Here is a 13,302-nt window from a genome sequence, read left to right on the forward strand (position 1 = left end):
CCATGACCACTTCCGTATCCCGCGTTCCCTGCACCGTCGTCACCGGCTTCCTCGGCGCCGGCAAGACGACGCTGGTCCGCCATCTCCTGGAAAACGCCGGCGGCAAGCGCATCGCCATCATCGTCAACGAATTCGGCGACATCGGCATCGATGGCGAGATCCTCAAGGGATGCGGTATCGACACCTGCCCCGAGGAAAACATCGTAGAACTGGCCAATGGCTGTATCTGCTGCACTGTCGCCGATGATTTCGTCCCGGCGCTCGACCAAATCCTGTCGCTGACGCCGAAGGTCGACCATATCCTGATCGAAACCTCGGGCCTGGCACTGCCCAAGCCGCTGGTCCAGGCCTTTCAGTGGCCGAGCGTGAAAAGCCGGGTGACCGTCGATGGCGTCATCGCCGTGGTCGACGGACCGGCATTGGCCGAAGGCCGCGTCGCCAACGACATGGAGGCCCTCCAGGCGCAGCGCGCCGGGGACGAGACGCTCGACCACGACGATCCGGTGGAAGAACTGTTCGAGGACCAGATCGCCTGCGCCGACCTGATCATCCTGTCGAAGAGCGACCTGATGGACGCCGCCGGCACCGCCCGCGCCAATGCCATCATTGGCGAACACTCCGCCCGCGCGGTGAAGATTGTGCCGACCTCGCATGGCAAGGTCGATCCCTCGGTGCTGCTCGGGCTCGGTCTCGCCGTCGAGGACGACATCGAAAACCGCAAGTCCCATCATGACGGCGCATTCGACCACGAGCATGACGACTTCGACACGTTCATCGTCGACATTGCCTCGATCGCCAATCCGGACGAGCTGGCAAAGCGTGTCGCCACGGTCGCCGAAGAAGAGAACGTGCTGCGCGTAAAAGGCTTCGTCGAGGTCGGCGGCAAGCCGATGCGGCTCTTGCTGCAGGCCGTCGGGCCGCGCGTCAATCATTACTATGACCGCGCCTGGACCGCGCAGGACGACCGCCGTTCGCGCCTCGTCGTCATCGGCCTGAAGGGGCTGAACCGCCCGGCGATCGAGCGTATACTCGCCGGCTGATTTCGGACACGGATTGCGATGCACATCCTAACCACGACATCCGCCTCGCTCGACGACCTCGCCGAGCCGGTCGATCTGCGGCAGACGCCGGCGGATATCGTGGCCCTGTCCTTCACCGACAGCGACCTCGCCGGACTGGCGGCGGCGTGGAGGACCGATGCCGACCGCCTGCCCTCGATGCGGCTGGCCGCACTGCGCGACCTGCGCCATCCCATGTCCGTCGACCTCTGGGTCGACAGCGTCGCCCGCCATGCCAAGATCATCCTCGTGCGCATCCTCGGCGGCTACGACTGGTGGCGCTACGGCTGCGACCAGCTTGCCTCGACCGCCCGCGAACGCGGCATAAAACTGGCGCTGCTGCCCGGCGAATGCCGCGACGAGGATCTGCGCCTGATCGAAGCCTCGACGCTGCCGCGCGAGGAGTTGGACGGCCTGCTCGACTATTTCCGCGAGGGCGGCCCGGCGAATATGAGCGCACTGGTGCGGAAATTGGCGGGGTTGGCGGGACAGGATGCGGAAGTTATCGGCCCGGTGGTGGTGCCGAAAGCTGGTTCTTACGTGCCCGGATGTGGAGTTGTGGAGAAGCGGGACTTATCGAATGCTGGCGCTTACAACGTCAACGCTCCTATCATCCCCATCCTGTTCTATCGCTCGATGCTGCTGGCCGCCGATGTCGCGCCCATCGATGCGCTTGTTGAAGCGCTGCGGCAGCGCGGCATCGACCCAGTCCCGATCTTCGTCTCCAGCCTCAAGGACCCAACCTCCCTCGCCTTCGTGGAAACAGCACTGACGGCGCTGAAGCCCGCCGCCATCATCACCGCGACCGCTTTCGCCTCAGGCGCCGAACCCGGCATCGAAACGCTGTTCGACCGCGCCGGCGTGCCTGTCTTCCAGGTCATCGTCGCCACCACCCGCCGCGACATCTGGCAAAACAACCAGCGTGGCCTGGCACCCGCCGACCTCGCCATGCATGTCGTGCTGCCCGAACTCGACGGCCGCGTCCTCGCCGGCGCCATTTCCTTCAAGGGCGAGACCGAGACCGATCCCGCACTCGGCCACCGCGCCTTCGCCAACCGGCCGGAACCGGATCGCGTGGCGCAGGTCGCTGACCGCGTCGCGGCCTTCATCAAGTTGCAGGAGACACCCCGCGCCGGGCGCAAGCTGGCGATCCTGATCCCGGATTACCCTAGCGCTCCTGGTCGAACCGGCTATGCCGTCGGCCTCGACGTGCCGTCCAGCGTGCTCGCCATGCTGCATGACCTGAAGGAGCAGGGCTATGTGATTGAGGGGATTCCGCAGACGCCGCGTGGGTTGCTGGATTTGCTGGAAGCCAGCGATACTGGATTGGCCTTAGATAACTACATTGCCTTCTCGACGGAGTTGCCGACTGCGGCAATTACTGCGGTCGAAGCCGCTTGGGGCAAAGCGGAAGACGAAACAGGTTTGCGCGGAAGCTTCCCCTTCCGCGCCGCCACCTTCGGCAACGTCACCATCGCCCTCGCCCCCGACCGCGGCCGCTCCGTCGACCGCCGCGCCGACTACCACGACCCGACGCTGCCCCCGCGCCATGCGCTGATCGCCTTCGGCCTCTGGCTGCGCAAGTCGCTCGGCGTCCACGCGCTGGTCCATGTCGGCGCCCATGGCACGCTTGAATGGCTGCCGGGCAAAACCGTTGCTCTGTCGGAAAACTGCTTTCCGGAGATCGTCACCGGTCCCCTGCCCGTCATCTATCCCTTCATCGTCTCCAACCCGGGCGAAGCGGCGCAGGCCAAGCGGCGCATTGCCGCCGTCACCCTTGGCCATTTGCCGCCACCGCTGACCGGCGCCGGGCTGGACGAAAACCAGCACAAGCTCGAGCGGCTGGTCGACGAATATGCGCAGGCCGACGGGCTCGACCGTCGCCGCCGTGACCGACTGGCGAAACTGATCGTCGACACCGCGCAAAAAACCGGTCTCGCCTCCGAAGCCGGCGTCGCCACGACCGACGCGCCGGACGAGGCGCTGCGCCGCATCGACGCCTGGCTTTGCGATCTCAAGGATTTCGCCATCAAGGACGGGCTGCATATCTATGGCCGCGCTCCGGAGGATGAGCCCGACGCCATGCGCCGCCAGAGCGCTGAAGCCGAGAAGGCGGCGCTGCTTGCCGCGCTCGATGGCGGCCACGTCAAGGCCGGTCCGGCGGGCGCGCCTGCGCGCGGCCGCTCGGACGTCTTGCCCACCGGCCGCAATCTGTTCACCTCGGACCCGCGCACCATGCCGACGCCGACCGCCTATGATCTGGGCAAGGCCGCGGCGGAGGAAGTCGTGCGCGGCTACATGCAGTCGCATGGCGACTGGCCACGCTCGCTGGTCATCGATCTCTGGGGCTCGGCATCGCTGCGCACCGGCGGCGAGGAGATCGCTCAAGGCCTGGCGCTGATGGGCTGCCGGCCGCAATGGGATTTGGCCACCGGCCGCATCACCGGCATCGAAGTGCTGCCGCCGGCCACGCTCGGAAGGCCACGCGTCGATGTCACATGGCGCATATCGGGCCTGTTCCGCGACATGTTCCCGACCCAAATCGCGCTGATCGATGCCGCAGCCAACGCGGTTGCCGCGCGCGACGAGGAGGATTCGGAAAACCCACTCGCGGCCAAGACCCGCGCCGACGGCAAGATCAGCCCGCGCATTTTCGGCACCTCGCCGGGCACATACGGCGCCGGCGTCGAGGATCTCATGTCCTCCGGCGACTGGAGCGCGCGCGACGAAATCGGCCGCGCCTATCTCGACGCTACATCGCACGCCTATGGCGGCGCCGGGGGCGAAGGCATCTCCGCGCCCGGCGCCTTCGAGGGCCGCATCGCCGAAGCCGATCTTCTCGTCCACACCGGCGACGACCCCGGCCGCGACATCCTCGAGGGCTCCGCCGATGTCGCCTTCATCGGCGGCTTTTCCGCAGCAGTTGCGGCGCTCGGCAGGAATGCCGACGTCATCGTGCTCGACACCACGGACCCGCAAAAGCCGAAGCCACGCTCGATCAGTGAGGCCGTAGCGCGCGTCGTGCGTGCCCGCGCCGTCAATCCACGCTTCATATCAGGCCAGATGCGCCACGGCCCGCGCGGCGCCTCGGAATTCGCCGAAACCGTCGACCGGCTGATTGGCTTCGCCGAAACCACGCACGCCATTCCGGGAACGCTGATCGAGGCGGTTCATGATGCCTATCTAGGCGATCCCATGGTCCGCGCCTTCATCCTGCGCGAGAACCCCGCCGCGGCAAAAATCATTGCCGAACGCTTCCTGTCGGCGCGCCGGCGTAGTCTCTGGCACCCCTTGCGCAATTCCATCGACGACGATCTCGCAGCCCTGATCGCCGAGGCAGAAGCGCTTGGAGTGGCGGCATGAGCGCCTTCTCGCGCCGCGGCGCCTGTCCGGCTTTGTCGGCGCCGATGCAAACCGGCGACGGCCTGCTGGTGCGGCTCAACCCGGTCGCTGGGGGGATGTCGCCAGAGTCGTTGATCGGACTAGCCGAATCCGCTTTGCGGCACGGCAATGGCATCATGGAAGTCACCGCGCGCGGCAGCCTCCAGATACGCGGGCTGACGGCGCAAAGTGCTGCGCTGCTGGCGGCGGAGGTCGATGCGCTTGATATCGCGGTTCGCACCGGCGTGCCGGTCGAGACCGGGCCGCTGGCCGGCATTGATCCGCAAGAGATTGCCGATCCCCGGCCGCTGGCTGAACGTATCAGGGCTGCGATCGAAGAAGCTGGGCTCGTACAACGCCTAGGGCCGAAGGTGTCGGTCGTTGTGGACGGCTGCGGGCAACTCACCATGGATGCGGTCACGGCCGACGTGCGGCTTGCTGCAACGCGCACCGATGCGGGAGTTCGGTGGCGGGTGTCTGTCGCGGGTGACGGGAGGAATGCGAGGCCGCTGGCGTTTGCCGATCAAGGTGCGGCGCGCGATATTGCCGTTGCAGCTCTAAGGATGGTTGCAGAGAAAGGCCGCGAGGCTCACGCAAGGGATTTATCGGAGAGGCAATTAGTGTCTCTGGCGGGTTGGCTATGCTTGACGAGTTTGCGCGAGGCGCCCCCCTCTGTCCTGCCGGACATCTCCCCCTCAGGGGGGGAGATTGGCAGCTTCGACGCCGGCTTTTCCTTAACAGCACCGGAGATTGGCGAAACCATCGGTGACGGCGTAATCTCCCCCCTAGAGGGGGAGATGTCCGGCAGGACAGAGGGGGGCGCCTCGCGCAAACCTATCGGCCTTTTCCCCTTAGCCGGCCACGCCACCGCCCTCGGCATCGCCCTGCCCTACGGCAACATGCCGGCCGACAAGATCATCGCCCTCGCGCAAGCCGCCATCGCCCTCGGCACAACCGAAATCCGCCTCGCCCCCGGTCGTGCCTTGCTGTTCCTCGGGCAACCAACCGCCGCCAACCCATCGCTCCAACACACCGCCGCCATCCTCGGCTTCGTCACCGCCCCCGCCGACCCGCGCACGCGCATTGCCGCTTGCCCGGGCATGCCGGCCTGCGCCTCCGGCCGCATCGCCACACGCGACATCGCCGAGACGATAGCCGCTGAAACAGCCGACATCCTCGACTTCACCCTTCACATTTCCGGCTGTGCCAAAGGCTGCGCCCACCCCGGTCCGGCAGCGCTGACGATCGTCGGCGGCGAAAATGGAGCCGGACTTGTCGTGAACGCGACGGCAAAGGCCCTTCCTGCCGGCTACAGGCCGGGCTATGACGCCGCGCGCGGCATCGGCCGCGTCGCGGCGATGATCCGCAGCACACGATATCAAGGTGAAACCGCCGCCGCTTGCCTGACAAGGCTCGGGCCGGCCGGTATCGCCGAGGCCTACCGACAGGCCCAAACTGAAAAACGGAAATGAGCATGGCCGCCTACGACTACATCCATGACGGCACGGCGATCTACGAGCGCTCCTTCGCCATCATCCGCGCCGAGGCCGATCTGTCGCGCTTCTCCGAAGCTGAGGCCGATGTCGCCATTCGCATGATCCATGCCTGCGGCCAGGTCGAAGCTTCAAATCATTTTGTGTTCTCCACCGATTTCGTTGCCGCCGCCCGCACCGCTTTGGCGGCCGGCGCGCCGATCTTCTGCGACGCGGAAATGGTCTCACATGGCGTCACCCGCGCCAGGCTGCCGGCGGGCAACGAGGTGATCTGCACCTTGCGCGACCCGCGTACGCACGACATCGCCAGGGAGATCGGCAACACCCGCTCGGCCGCCGCCATCGACCTCTGGGGCGAGCGCATGGCCGGCTCTGTGGTTGCCATCGGCAATGCGCCGACCGCGCTATTCTATCTCCTGGAAAAACTGCGCGATGGCGCACCGAAGCCGGCGGCCATCATCGGCATGCCGGTCGGTTTCGTCGGTGCGGCCGAATCCAAGGATGCGCTGGCCGAGAATTCCCACGACGTTCCCTACGCCATCGTGCGTGGCCGGCTTGGCGGCAGTGCCATGACCGCCGCCGCGCTCAATTCATTGGCGAGGCCTGGCCTGTGAACGCCTTTCTCAAAGGCCGCCTCGTTGGCGTCGGCACCGGTCCTGGCGACCCCGAACTGCTGACCCTAAAAGCCGCCCGCATCCTGGCCGAGGCCGATGTCGTGGCCTATTTCGCCAAGCGCGGCAACAACAGCAACGCCCGCGCCATCGTCGAAGCGCAGTTCCGGCCCGAAATGACGGAATTGCCGCTGCTCTATCCCGTCACAACCGAAATCGCCAGGGATCACGACGACTACCGCTCGCAGATCACGGCTTTCTACGAGGAGTCGGCCGAGAAGGTCGCCGAGCACCTCGAAGCCGGCAGAATGGTTGCGGTGCTGTCGGAGGGCGATCCGCTGTTCTACGGCTCTTACATGCATCTGCATGTGCGCCTCGCCCATCGTTTTCCGACCGAAGTCATCCCCGGCGTCACCGCCATGTCCGGCTGCTGGTCGCAGACCGGTATTCCGATCGTCCAGGGCGACGACGTGCTCACCGTGCTGCCGGGCACGATGAGCGAATTCGAGCTCACCCGCCGGCTGGCCGACACCGATGCCGCCGTCATCATGAAGGTTGGCCGCAACCTGCCCAAGATCAGGCGGGCGCTGGAGGCTACGGCCAAGCTGTCGCGCGCCGTCTATGTAGAGCGCGGCACCATGGCCGGCAGCGTCTCGATGAAGCTTGCCGACAAAAAGGACGACAAGGCGCCCTACTTCGCCATCGTGCTGGTCGCCGGCTGGTCCGGCCGCCCCGGCGCCGTGGGAGCGCAGGCATGAGTGGCCATCTCACCGTCATCGGCCTTGGGCCCGGCAATGCCGATCAGGTCACCCCGGAGGCCAGCCGCGCTGTCGCCGAGGCGAAATTCTTTTACGGCTACAAGCCCTATCTCGACCGGCTGGACCTGCGCCCGGACCAGACCCGCGTCGCTTCCGACAACCGCGAGGAACTCGCCCGCTCCAAGGACGCATTGAGCAAGGCCGCAGAGGGCCATGACGTCGCCGTGGTCTCCGGCGGCGATCCCGGCGTGTTCGCCATGGCGGCGGCCGTCTGCGAGGCGATCGAGGCCGGTCCGGTCGAATGGCGCGCGGTCGATGTCGCCGTGGTGCCCGGCATCACCGCCATGCTGGCGGTTGCCGCCCGCATCGGCGCGCCGCTCGGCCATGATTTCTGCGCCATCTCGCTCTCCGACAACCTAAAGCCATGGGAGTTGATCGAACTGCGCCTGCTGGCGGCGGCCGGTGCCGGCTTCGTCATCGCGCTTTACAACCCGATCAGCAAGGCCCGCCCCTGGCAACTCGGCCGCGCCTTCGAGTGCCTGACCGCCATCCTGCCGGGCACCACGCCGGTAATCTTCGGCCGCGCCGCCGGTCGCCCGGACGAGCGTATCGAGGTCTACCTGCTGGCCGATGTCGAGGCTGAAAAGGCGGACATGGCGACCTGCATCATCGTCGGCTCGCCGGAAACCAGGATTATCAAGCGCACGGAGAAGCCGGCGCTGGTCTACACGCCGCGCTCGTCCACGGGACGGACAAAATGATCGATCCCAAATCGATCGACAATGGCGGCCAGCGCTTCGACGGTTTCAGCCGAGGGCACGTCCGGCAGATCAGGCCTGCGGATCATGACCACCTCGATGCCAAGCGCCCGCGCCGAGGCGATTTTGCCAAAGGTCGCCTCGCCGCCGCTGTTCTTGGACACCACGACATCGATGCGGTGCCTTTCGAGCAGCGCGCGTTCCTCCGCGTCGCGAAACGGGCCACGGGCCAACAGATATTCGGCGTCGGGCACGGCCAGCTTCGGCTCGACCGGATCGACACTGCGAATGAGATAGTGGTGCTGGGGCGCTGCTTCGAAAGCCGCAACCTCTTGCCGGCCCAGTGCCAGAAAAACGCGGCGCGGCGCCGGTCCAAGCGCTTGCGCGGCATCGCCGACCGTACCGACCAACGTCCAGCGGTCGCCTTCGACAGGCTCCCAGCCGGGACGCCGCAGGGCAAGGATCGGCACGCCGGCCATGCGCGCGGCTTGTGCGGCATTGGCGGAGATTTGCGCCGCATAGGGATGCGTGGCGTCGATCAGCAGATCGGTGGCCGTTTCCGTAAGGTAAGCGGCCAGCCCGTCGGCGCCGCCAAAGCCTCCGCTTCGCACCGGCACGCCTTGCGCGACCGCGCTTTCGGTGCGGCCGGCCAGCGACAGTGTGACCGAGGCACGCGCCGCCAGTTTTCCGGCCAGTTGCCGCGCTTCGGTGGTGCCGCCGAGGATCAGGATACGGTGGGTCATTATGCCTGCTGAGCGTCAATCGCGAGCCGCCTGGCTGACAGTCGTCGGCATCGGCGAGGACGGTTTAGCGGGTCTCGGCGACGAGGCCAAGCAGCGGATTGCCCAGGCTGAGATCATCTTCGGCGGCAAGCGGCACCTCGCCCTTGTCGCTTCCTTCGCCAAGGGCGAGGCGCACCCATGGCCGATTCCGTTCGATGCCGAGATGGCTGACGTGCTGGCGCTCGCCGGCAGGCGCGTCTGCGTGCTCGCCTCCGGCGATCCCTTCTTCCACGGCGTCGGCGCCACGCTCGCCCGCAAGGTCAAGGCACAAGAGATGCACGTTATCCCCGCGCCTTCAGCCGTTTCACTGGCGGCCGCCCGGCTCGGCTGGGCGCTGCAGGATATCGAAACCGTCTCGCTGCACGGCCGGCCGCTCGACCTGATCCGGCCGCTGCTGCAGCCAGGCGCGCGCATCCTGGCGCTGACCTCGGATGCAGAGGCCCCCGCGGCGATTGCCCGCCTGCTCGCGGAACTCGACTTCGGCGCATCGCGGCTGACGATCCTGGAGGCGTTGGGTGGGCCAAGCGAGACCCAGCGCTCGGTCCGCGCCGATGCCTTCGACCTCGAAAACCTCAATCCGCTCAACGTGCTGGCGGTCGAAGTTGAATCCGGTCCGGACGCGCGCGTGCTGCCGCTCACATCAGGCCTTGCCGATCACCTGTTCGACCATGACGGCCAGATCACCAAGCGCGAAATCCGCGCGATCACCCTGTCGGCGCTGGCGCCGCGGCGCGGCGAGTTGCTGTGGGACATCGGCGCCGGCTCCGGTTCCATCGGCATAGAATGGATGCTGGCCCACCCTTCCATGCGCACTTTTGCCATCGAGGCCGATCCGGTGCGCGCTGCCCGTATTGGTCGCAACGCCGCTGCCTGTGGCGTTCCCGGCCTTGTCGTGGTCGAAGGCAGCGCGCCCAAGGCGCTTGCCGGGTTGGACACGCCAGACGCGATCTTCATCGGCGGTGGTGGCAGCGATGCCGGTGTCTTGAAAGCTGCCATCAAGGCCCTGCACACTGGCGGCCGTCTCGTGGCAAACGCGGTGACGCTGGAGATGGAAGCCCTGCTTCTTGCCCAACATACGAAGCTCGGCGGCGATCTCACGCGGATAAACATCTCCCGGGCCTCGCCGGTTGGCTCGATGCAGGCCTGGCGGCCGGCCATGCCAGTGACGCAATGGAGCTGGATGAAGCCATGATGGTCGCAGGCATAGGCTGCCGAAAGGGCGTGGGCGTCGAAGAGGTGCTTGCGGCGATCGAAACGGCGCTGGAGGCGCATGGGTTGGCGATGACGGCGCTGTCGGCACTGGCGACTGCCGCGTTCAAGAAGGATGAAGAAGCGATCGCCGCCGCTGGCCGCACGCTGAGTCTTCCCGTCATCGTCGTCGACGACTCAGCACTTCAAGCTGCCTCGTCGGATACGCTCAGCCATTCCGATCTCTCGCAGGATGTTGCCGACACACCATCGGTCTCCGAGGCGTCCGCCCTCGCCGTGGCCGGCACAGGCGCAAAACTGCTTGGCCCCCGCACCGTGCTCGGCCCGGTCACCTGCGCCATCGCCATCAGCGGAGATGCGCCATGACCGTTCATTTCATCGGCGCCGGTCCAGGTGCGGCCGACCTCATCACGCTGCGCGGCGCAAGGCTTTTGGCAAACTGCCCGGTTTGCCTGCATGCCGGCTCGATCGTCGCGCCCGAATTGCTGCAGCACTGCGCGCCGGGGACAAAGCTGGTCGACACCGCGCCGATGTCGCTCGACGAGATCGAGGCCGCCTATCTCGAGGCGCACAAATCAGGCCAGGATGTCGCCCGGCTGCATTCCGGTGACCTGTCGGTATGGAGCGCGGTCGCCGAGCAGATCCGCCGGCTGGAAAAGCACGGCATCCCTTATACGCTGACGCCGGGCGTCCCCTCCTTCGCCGCTGCCGCCGCAGCATTGCGCCGCGAGCTGACCATTCCCGAAGTGGCGCAAAGCCTGGTGCTGACCCGCATTTCCGGCCGCGCGTCAAAGATGCCGCCCGGCGAAACGCTGGCCGGCTTCGGCCGCACCGGCGCCACGCTCGCTATTCATCTTGCCATCCACGCCATCGACCGTGTCGTCGCCGAACTGACGCCGCACTATGGCGGCGATTGCCCGGTGGCGGTCGTCTTCCGCGCTTCCTGGCCGGACGAGCGCGTGCTGACCGGCACGCTGGCGACCATCGAGGCACAGCTCGCCGCCGATCCGATGGAGCGCACGGCGATCATCTTCGTCGGCCGCTCGCTGGCGGCGCAAGGTTTTGGCGAGAGTTCATTATACGACGCCCATTATCAGCGGCGTTTTCGCGGACGGGACGGATTGTGAGCGGCAGCACCAAAAACACCGGCGAAAACGCCACGCTCGAAAAAGCCTTGTCCCGGCTGAACTTCAAGCCGCGCCGGCTCGAGCCGGGCCATGTCTGGCTGGCCGGCGCCGGCCCTGGCGACCCCGGCTGCCTGACGCTCGAAGTGTTGGCGGCTTTGGCCGAGGCGGATGCGCTGGTCTACGACGCACTGGTGTCCCCTGACATTGTCGCAGTTGCCGAAAACGCCGAGCTTTTCTTTGCCGGCAAGCGCGGCGGCAAACCGTCGATGAAACAGGACGACATCACCGCACTTTTGGTGCGGCTCGCGCGCGACGGCCGCCGCGTCGTCAGGCTGAAGGGCGGCGATCCCTATATTTTCGGCCGTGGCGGCGAAGAAGCTCTGGCGCTGGCGCGGGAAAACATCCCGTTCCGCGTCCTGCCCGGCCTGACCTCGGGCCTCAGTGCGCTGGCCGCGACCGGCATCCCCGCCACTATGCGCGGCATCAACAAGGCGGTGATCCTGGCGACCGGCCACGCCGCCGGCACCGATGACGATCTCGACTGGGCGGCGATCGCCCGCACCGGCCAGCCTGTCGTCGTCTATATGGGCATGGCCAATCTGCCCTTGATATCGGCCGCCCTTCTCGATGGCGGGCTGGCGCCGTCGACACCGGCGGCTGTAATCGTCGCCGCGACGACGCCGCAGGAGCGGACCGTCGTCGCCACGCTCGCCACCATTGCCGAGGAAGCTGCGGCCGCCGGTCTGGCCTCGCCGGCGCTGATCGTCGTTGGCGGCATCGTTGCCATGCGCGCGGCCCTGGCGGGGCAAGCATGACGGCCCGCGCCATCATCATCGGCGCGCCGCGCTCCGGCTCCGGCAAGACCAGCGTCACCATCGGCATCCTGCGGGCGCTGACCCGGCGCGGGCTGAAGGTGCGCGGCGCCAAATCCGGGCCCGACTATATCGACCCCGGCTTCCACACCGCCGCCACGGGCCTCTCCGGTGTCAATCTGGACAGCTGGGCGATGCCGCCATCGCTGCTCAACGCGCTTGCCGCGCAAGCCGCCGATGACACCGATTTCGTCATCCTGGAAAGCGCCATGGGCCTGTTCGACGGGATACCCGCGGCTCCCGGCCGAACCGGCTCGGCGGCCGACCTGGCGCGGCTCTATGGCCTGCCGGTGCTGCTTGTGCTCGACGTCTCCGGCCAGTCGACCACGGCGGCGGCTGTCGCCAAGGGTTTTGCCACCTATGATCCTGACGTGCGCATGGCCGGTGTCGCGCTCAATCGGCTGGGCAGCGAGCGGCACCGCAAGCTGTGCAGCGAGGCCATCGAGGCGATCGGCCTGCCGGTCGTCGGCGCCATCCTGCGCGATCCCACTCTGAACCTGCCCGAGCGGCATCTCGGCCTTGTCCAGGCTGGCGAATATGACGACCTGATGGCGCATCTCGACCGGCTGGCCGACATGGCGGAAAAGTCGCTCGATCTCGATGCGATCATGGCCCTGGCGACGCCCCTCACCCCCGCGCCCGGCGGTTTCGACGACGCGCTGGCGCCGCCCGGCCAACGCATCGCGCTGGCCGAGGATGCCGCCTTCACCTTCCTCTATCCGCATGTCGCCGCCTACTGGCGCAAGGCGGGTGCGGAAATCGTCCCGTTCTCGCCGCTCGTCGACGAAGCGCCCGACGGGACCTGCGACGTTTGCTGGTTGCCGGGCGGCTATCCCGAGCTTCACGCCGGCAAGCTCGCCGCCGCCGCGACTTTCCGCGCCGGCATGGCGCGTTTCGCCGCGACGAAGCCCATCCATGGCGAGTGCGGTGGCTTCATGGTGCTCGGCGAAGCTCTGGAGGACGCGTCGGGCGAAACGCATGCGATGCTCGGCCTGCTCGGCCACGCCACCAGCTTCGCCAGGCGCAAGATGAACCTCGGCTACCGCGAGGCGCGGCTGCGTGCCGATTGTCCGCTGGGTGCACAGGGCGCGCTTATCCGTGGCCACGAATTCCACTATGCGCAGATGACGGCGACAGGCAATGACGAGCCGCTGGCCGACCTTGCGGACGGCCAGGGCAATCCGATCGGCGCCTCGGGCTACCGGCGCGGCCATGTCAGCGGCACCTTCTTCCATGCGATTGCGAGGGGCTAG

At 67.0% G+C, this 13,302-nt stretch carries 12 protein-coding genes; 11 read left to right on the top strand and 1 reads right to left on the bottom strand.

What is annotated here, in order from left to right; genetic code table 11:
* The first annotated feature begins 2 nt into the window (after window positions 1-2).
* Genes cobW through LB559_RS20620 form a run of 6 tightly spaced genes read left to right on the top strand, consistent with a single transcriptional unit; the run spans window position 3 to window position 8,062 of the window.
* The gene (cobW, locus tag LB559_RS20595; RefSeq protein ID WP_013531087.1) at window positions 3-1,040 is read left to right on the top strand and encodes a cobalamin biosynthesis protein CobW; all 1,038 of its coding nucleotides are present in this window, start codon (window positions 3-5) and stop codon (window positions 1,038-1,040) included.
* 18 nt (window positions 1,041-1,058) lie between these two features.
* On the top strand, window positions 1,059-4,421 hold the full coding sequence (gene cobN, locus LB559_RS20600; RefSeq protein WP_224674864.1) for a cobaltochelatase subunit CobN: 3,363 nt from the start codon (window positions 1,059-1,061) through the stop codon (window positions 4,419-4,421).
* Window positions 4,418-5,911, top strand: a complete 1,494-nt coding sequence (cobG, locus tag LB559_RS20605) for a precorrin-3B synthase (RefSeq protein WP_224674865.1) — start codon at window positions 4,418-4,420, stop codon at window positions 5,909-5,911. Before cobN ends, cobG begins: the two co-directional genes overlap by 4 nt.
* Before the next feature lie 2 nt (window positions 5,912-5,913).
* On the top strand, window positions 5,914-6,546 hold the full coding sequence (locus LB559_RS20610) for a precorrin-8X methylmutase (protein ID WP_224674866.1): 633 nt from the start codon (window positions 5,914-5,916) through the stop codon (window positions 6,544-6,546).
* A complete protein-coding gene (locus LB559_RS20615; RefSeq protein WP_063172428.1) occupies window positions 6,543-7,301 on the top strand; it encodes a precorrin-2 C(20)-methyltransferase in 759 nt (252 codons plus the stop codon). The genes LB559_RS20610 and LB559_RS20615 overlap by 4 nt, the downstream gene beginning before the upstream one ends.
* Window positions 7,298-8,062: a precorrin-3B C(17)-methyltransferase gene (locus LB559_RS20620; RefSeq protein ID WP_224674867.1), complete on the top strand. Its 765-nt coding sequence runs from the start codon at window positions 7,298-7,300 to the stop codon at window positions 8,060-8,062. The genes LB559_RS20615 and LB559_RS20620 overlap by 4 nt, the downstream gene beginning before the upstream one ends.
* Here the strand turns inward: LB559_RS20620 and LB559_RS20625 are convergent.
* Window positions 8,026-8,802, bottom strand: a complete 777-nt coding sequence (locus LB559_RS20625) for a cobalt-precorrin-6A reductase (RefSeq protein WP_224674868.1) — start codon at window positions 8,800-8,802, stop codon at window positions 8,026-8,028. The genes LB559_RS20620 and LB559_RS20625 overlap by 37 nt on opposite strands.
* A 1-nt stretch (window position 8,803) precedes the next feature.
* Between LB559_RS20625 and cbiE the strand changes: the two genes are divergently transcribed.
* From cbiE to LB559_RS20650, 5 genes are read left to right on the top strand one after another with little or no spacing between them, the layout of a single operon-like run.
* The gene (cbiE, locus tag LB559_RS20630; protein ID WP_224674869.1) at window positions 8,804-10,033 is read left to right on the top strand and encodes a precorrin-6y C5,15-methyltransferase (decarboxylating) subunit CbiE; all 1,230 of its coding nucleotides are present in this window, start codon (window positions 8,804-8,806) and stop codon (window positions 10,031-10,033) included.
* Window positions 10,030-10,416: a cobalamin biosynthesis protein gene (locus LB559_RS20635; protein WP_224674870.1), complete on the top strand. Its 387-nt coding sequence runs from the start codon at window positions 10,030-10,032 to the stop codon at window positions 10,414-10,416. The genes cbiE and LB559_RS20635 overlap by 4 nt, the downstream gene beginning before the upstream one ends.
* Entirely contained in the window at window positions 10,413-11,177 is a 765-nt protein-coding gene (gene cobM / locus LB559_RS20640; RefSeq protein ID WP_224621251.1) for a precorrin-4 C(11)-methyltransferase, read from the top strand. Before LB559_RS20635 ends, cobM begins: the two co-directional genes overlap by 4 nt.
* Entirely contained in the window at window positions 11,174-11,992 is an 819-nt protein-coding gene (gene cobA, locus LB559_RS20645; protein ID WP_224674871.1) for a uroporphyrinogen-III C-methyltransferase, read from the top strand. Before cobM ends, cobA begins: the two co-directional genes overlap by 4 nt.
* Window positions 11,989-13,302 carry a cobyrinate a,c-diamide synthase gene (locus LB559_RS20650; protein ID WP_024501376.1) on the top strand — a complete coding sequence of 438 codons (1,314 nt, stop codon included), beginning with the start codon at window positions 11,989-11,991 and terminating at the stop codon, window positions 13,300-13,302. Before cobA ends, LB559_RS20650 begins: the two co-directional genes overlap by 4 nt.

Origin of the sequence: Mesorhizobium sp. BR1-1-3 (assembly GCF_020165455.1) — a bacterium.
GTDB lineage: Bacteria > Pseudomonadota > Alphaproteobacteria > Rhizobiales > Rhizobiaceae > Mesorhizobium > Mesorhizobium ciceri.

What these genes read in the sequence shown, in the direction of transcription:
- cobW (WP_013531087.1), top strand. Translation starts at nt 3, where the DNA reads ATGACCACTTCCGTATCCCGCGTTCCCTGCACCGTCGTCACCGGCTTC.
- cobN (WP_224674864.1), top strand. Translation starts at nt 1,059, where the DNA reads ATGCACATCCTAACCACGACATCCGCCTCGCTCGACGACCTCGCCGAG.
- cobG (WP_224674865.1), top strand. Translation starts at nt 4,418, where the DNA reads ATGAGCGCCTTCTCGCGCCGCGGCGCCTGTCCGGCTTTGTCGGCGCCG.
- LB559_RS20610 (WP_224674866.1), top strand. Translation starts at nt 5,914, where the DNA reads ATGGCCGCCTACGACTACATCCATGACGGCACGGCGATCTACGAGCGC.
- LB559_RS20620 (WP_224674867.1), top strand. Translation starts at nt 7,298, where the DNA reads ATGAGTGGCCATCTCACCGTCATCGGCCTTGGGCCCGGCAATGCCGAT.
- LB559_RS20625 (WP_224674868.1), bottom strand. Translation starts at nt 8,802, where the DNA reads ATGACCCACCGTATCCTGATCCTCGGCGGCACCACCGAAGCGCGGCAA.
- cbiE (WP_224674869.1), top strand. Translation starts at nt 8,804, where the DNA reads ATGCCTGCTGAGCGTCAATCGCGAGCCGCCTGGCTGACAGTCGTCGGC.
- LB559_RS20635 (WP_224674870.1), top strand. Translation starts at nt 10,030, where the DNA reads ATGATGGTCGCAGGCATAGGCTGCCGAAAGGGCGTGGGCGTCGAAGAG.
- cobM (WP_224621251.1), top strand. Translation starts at nt 10,413, where the DNA reads ATGACCGTTCATTTCATCGGCGCCGGTCCAGGTGCGGCCGACCTCATC.
- LB559_RS20650 (WP_024501376.1), top strand. Translation starts at nt 11,989, where the DNA reads ATGACGGCCCGCGCCATCATCATCGGCGCGCCGCGCTCCGGCTCCGGC.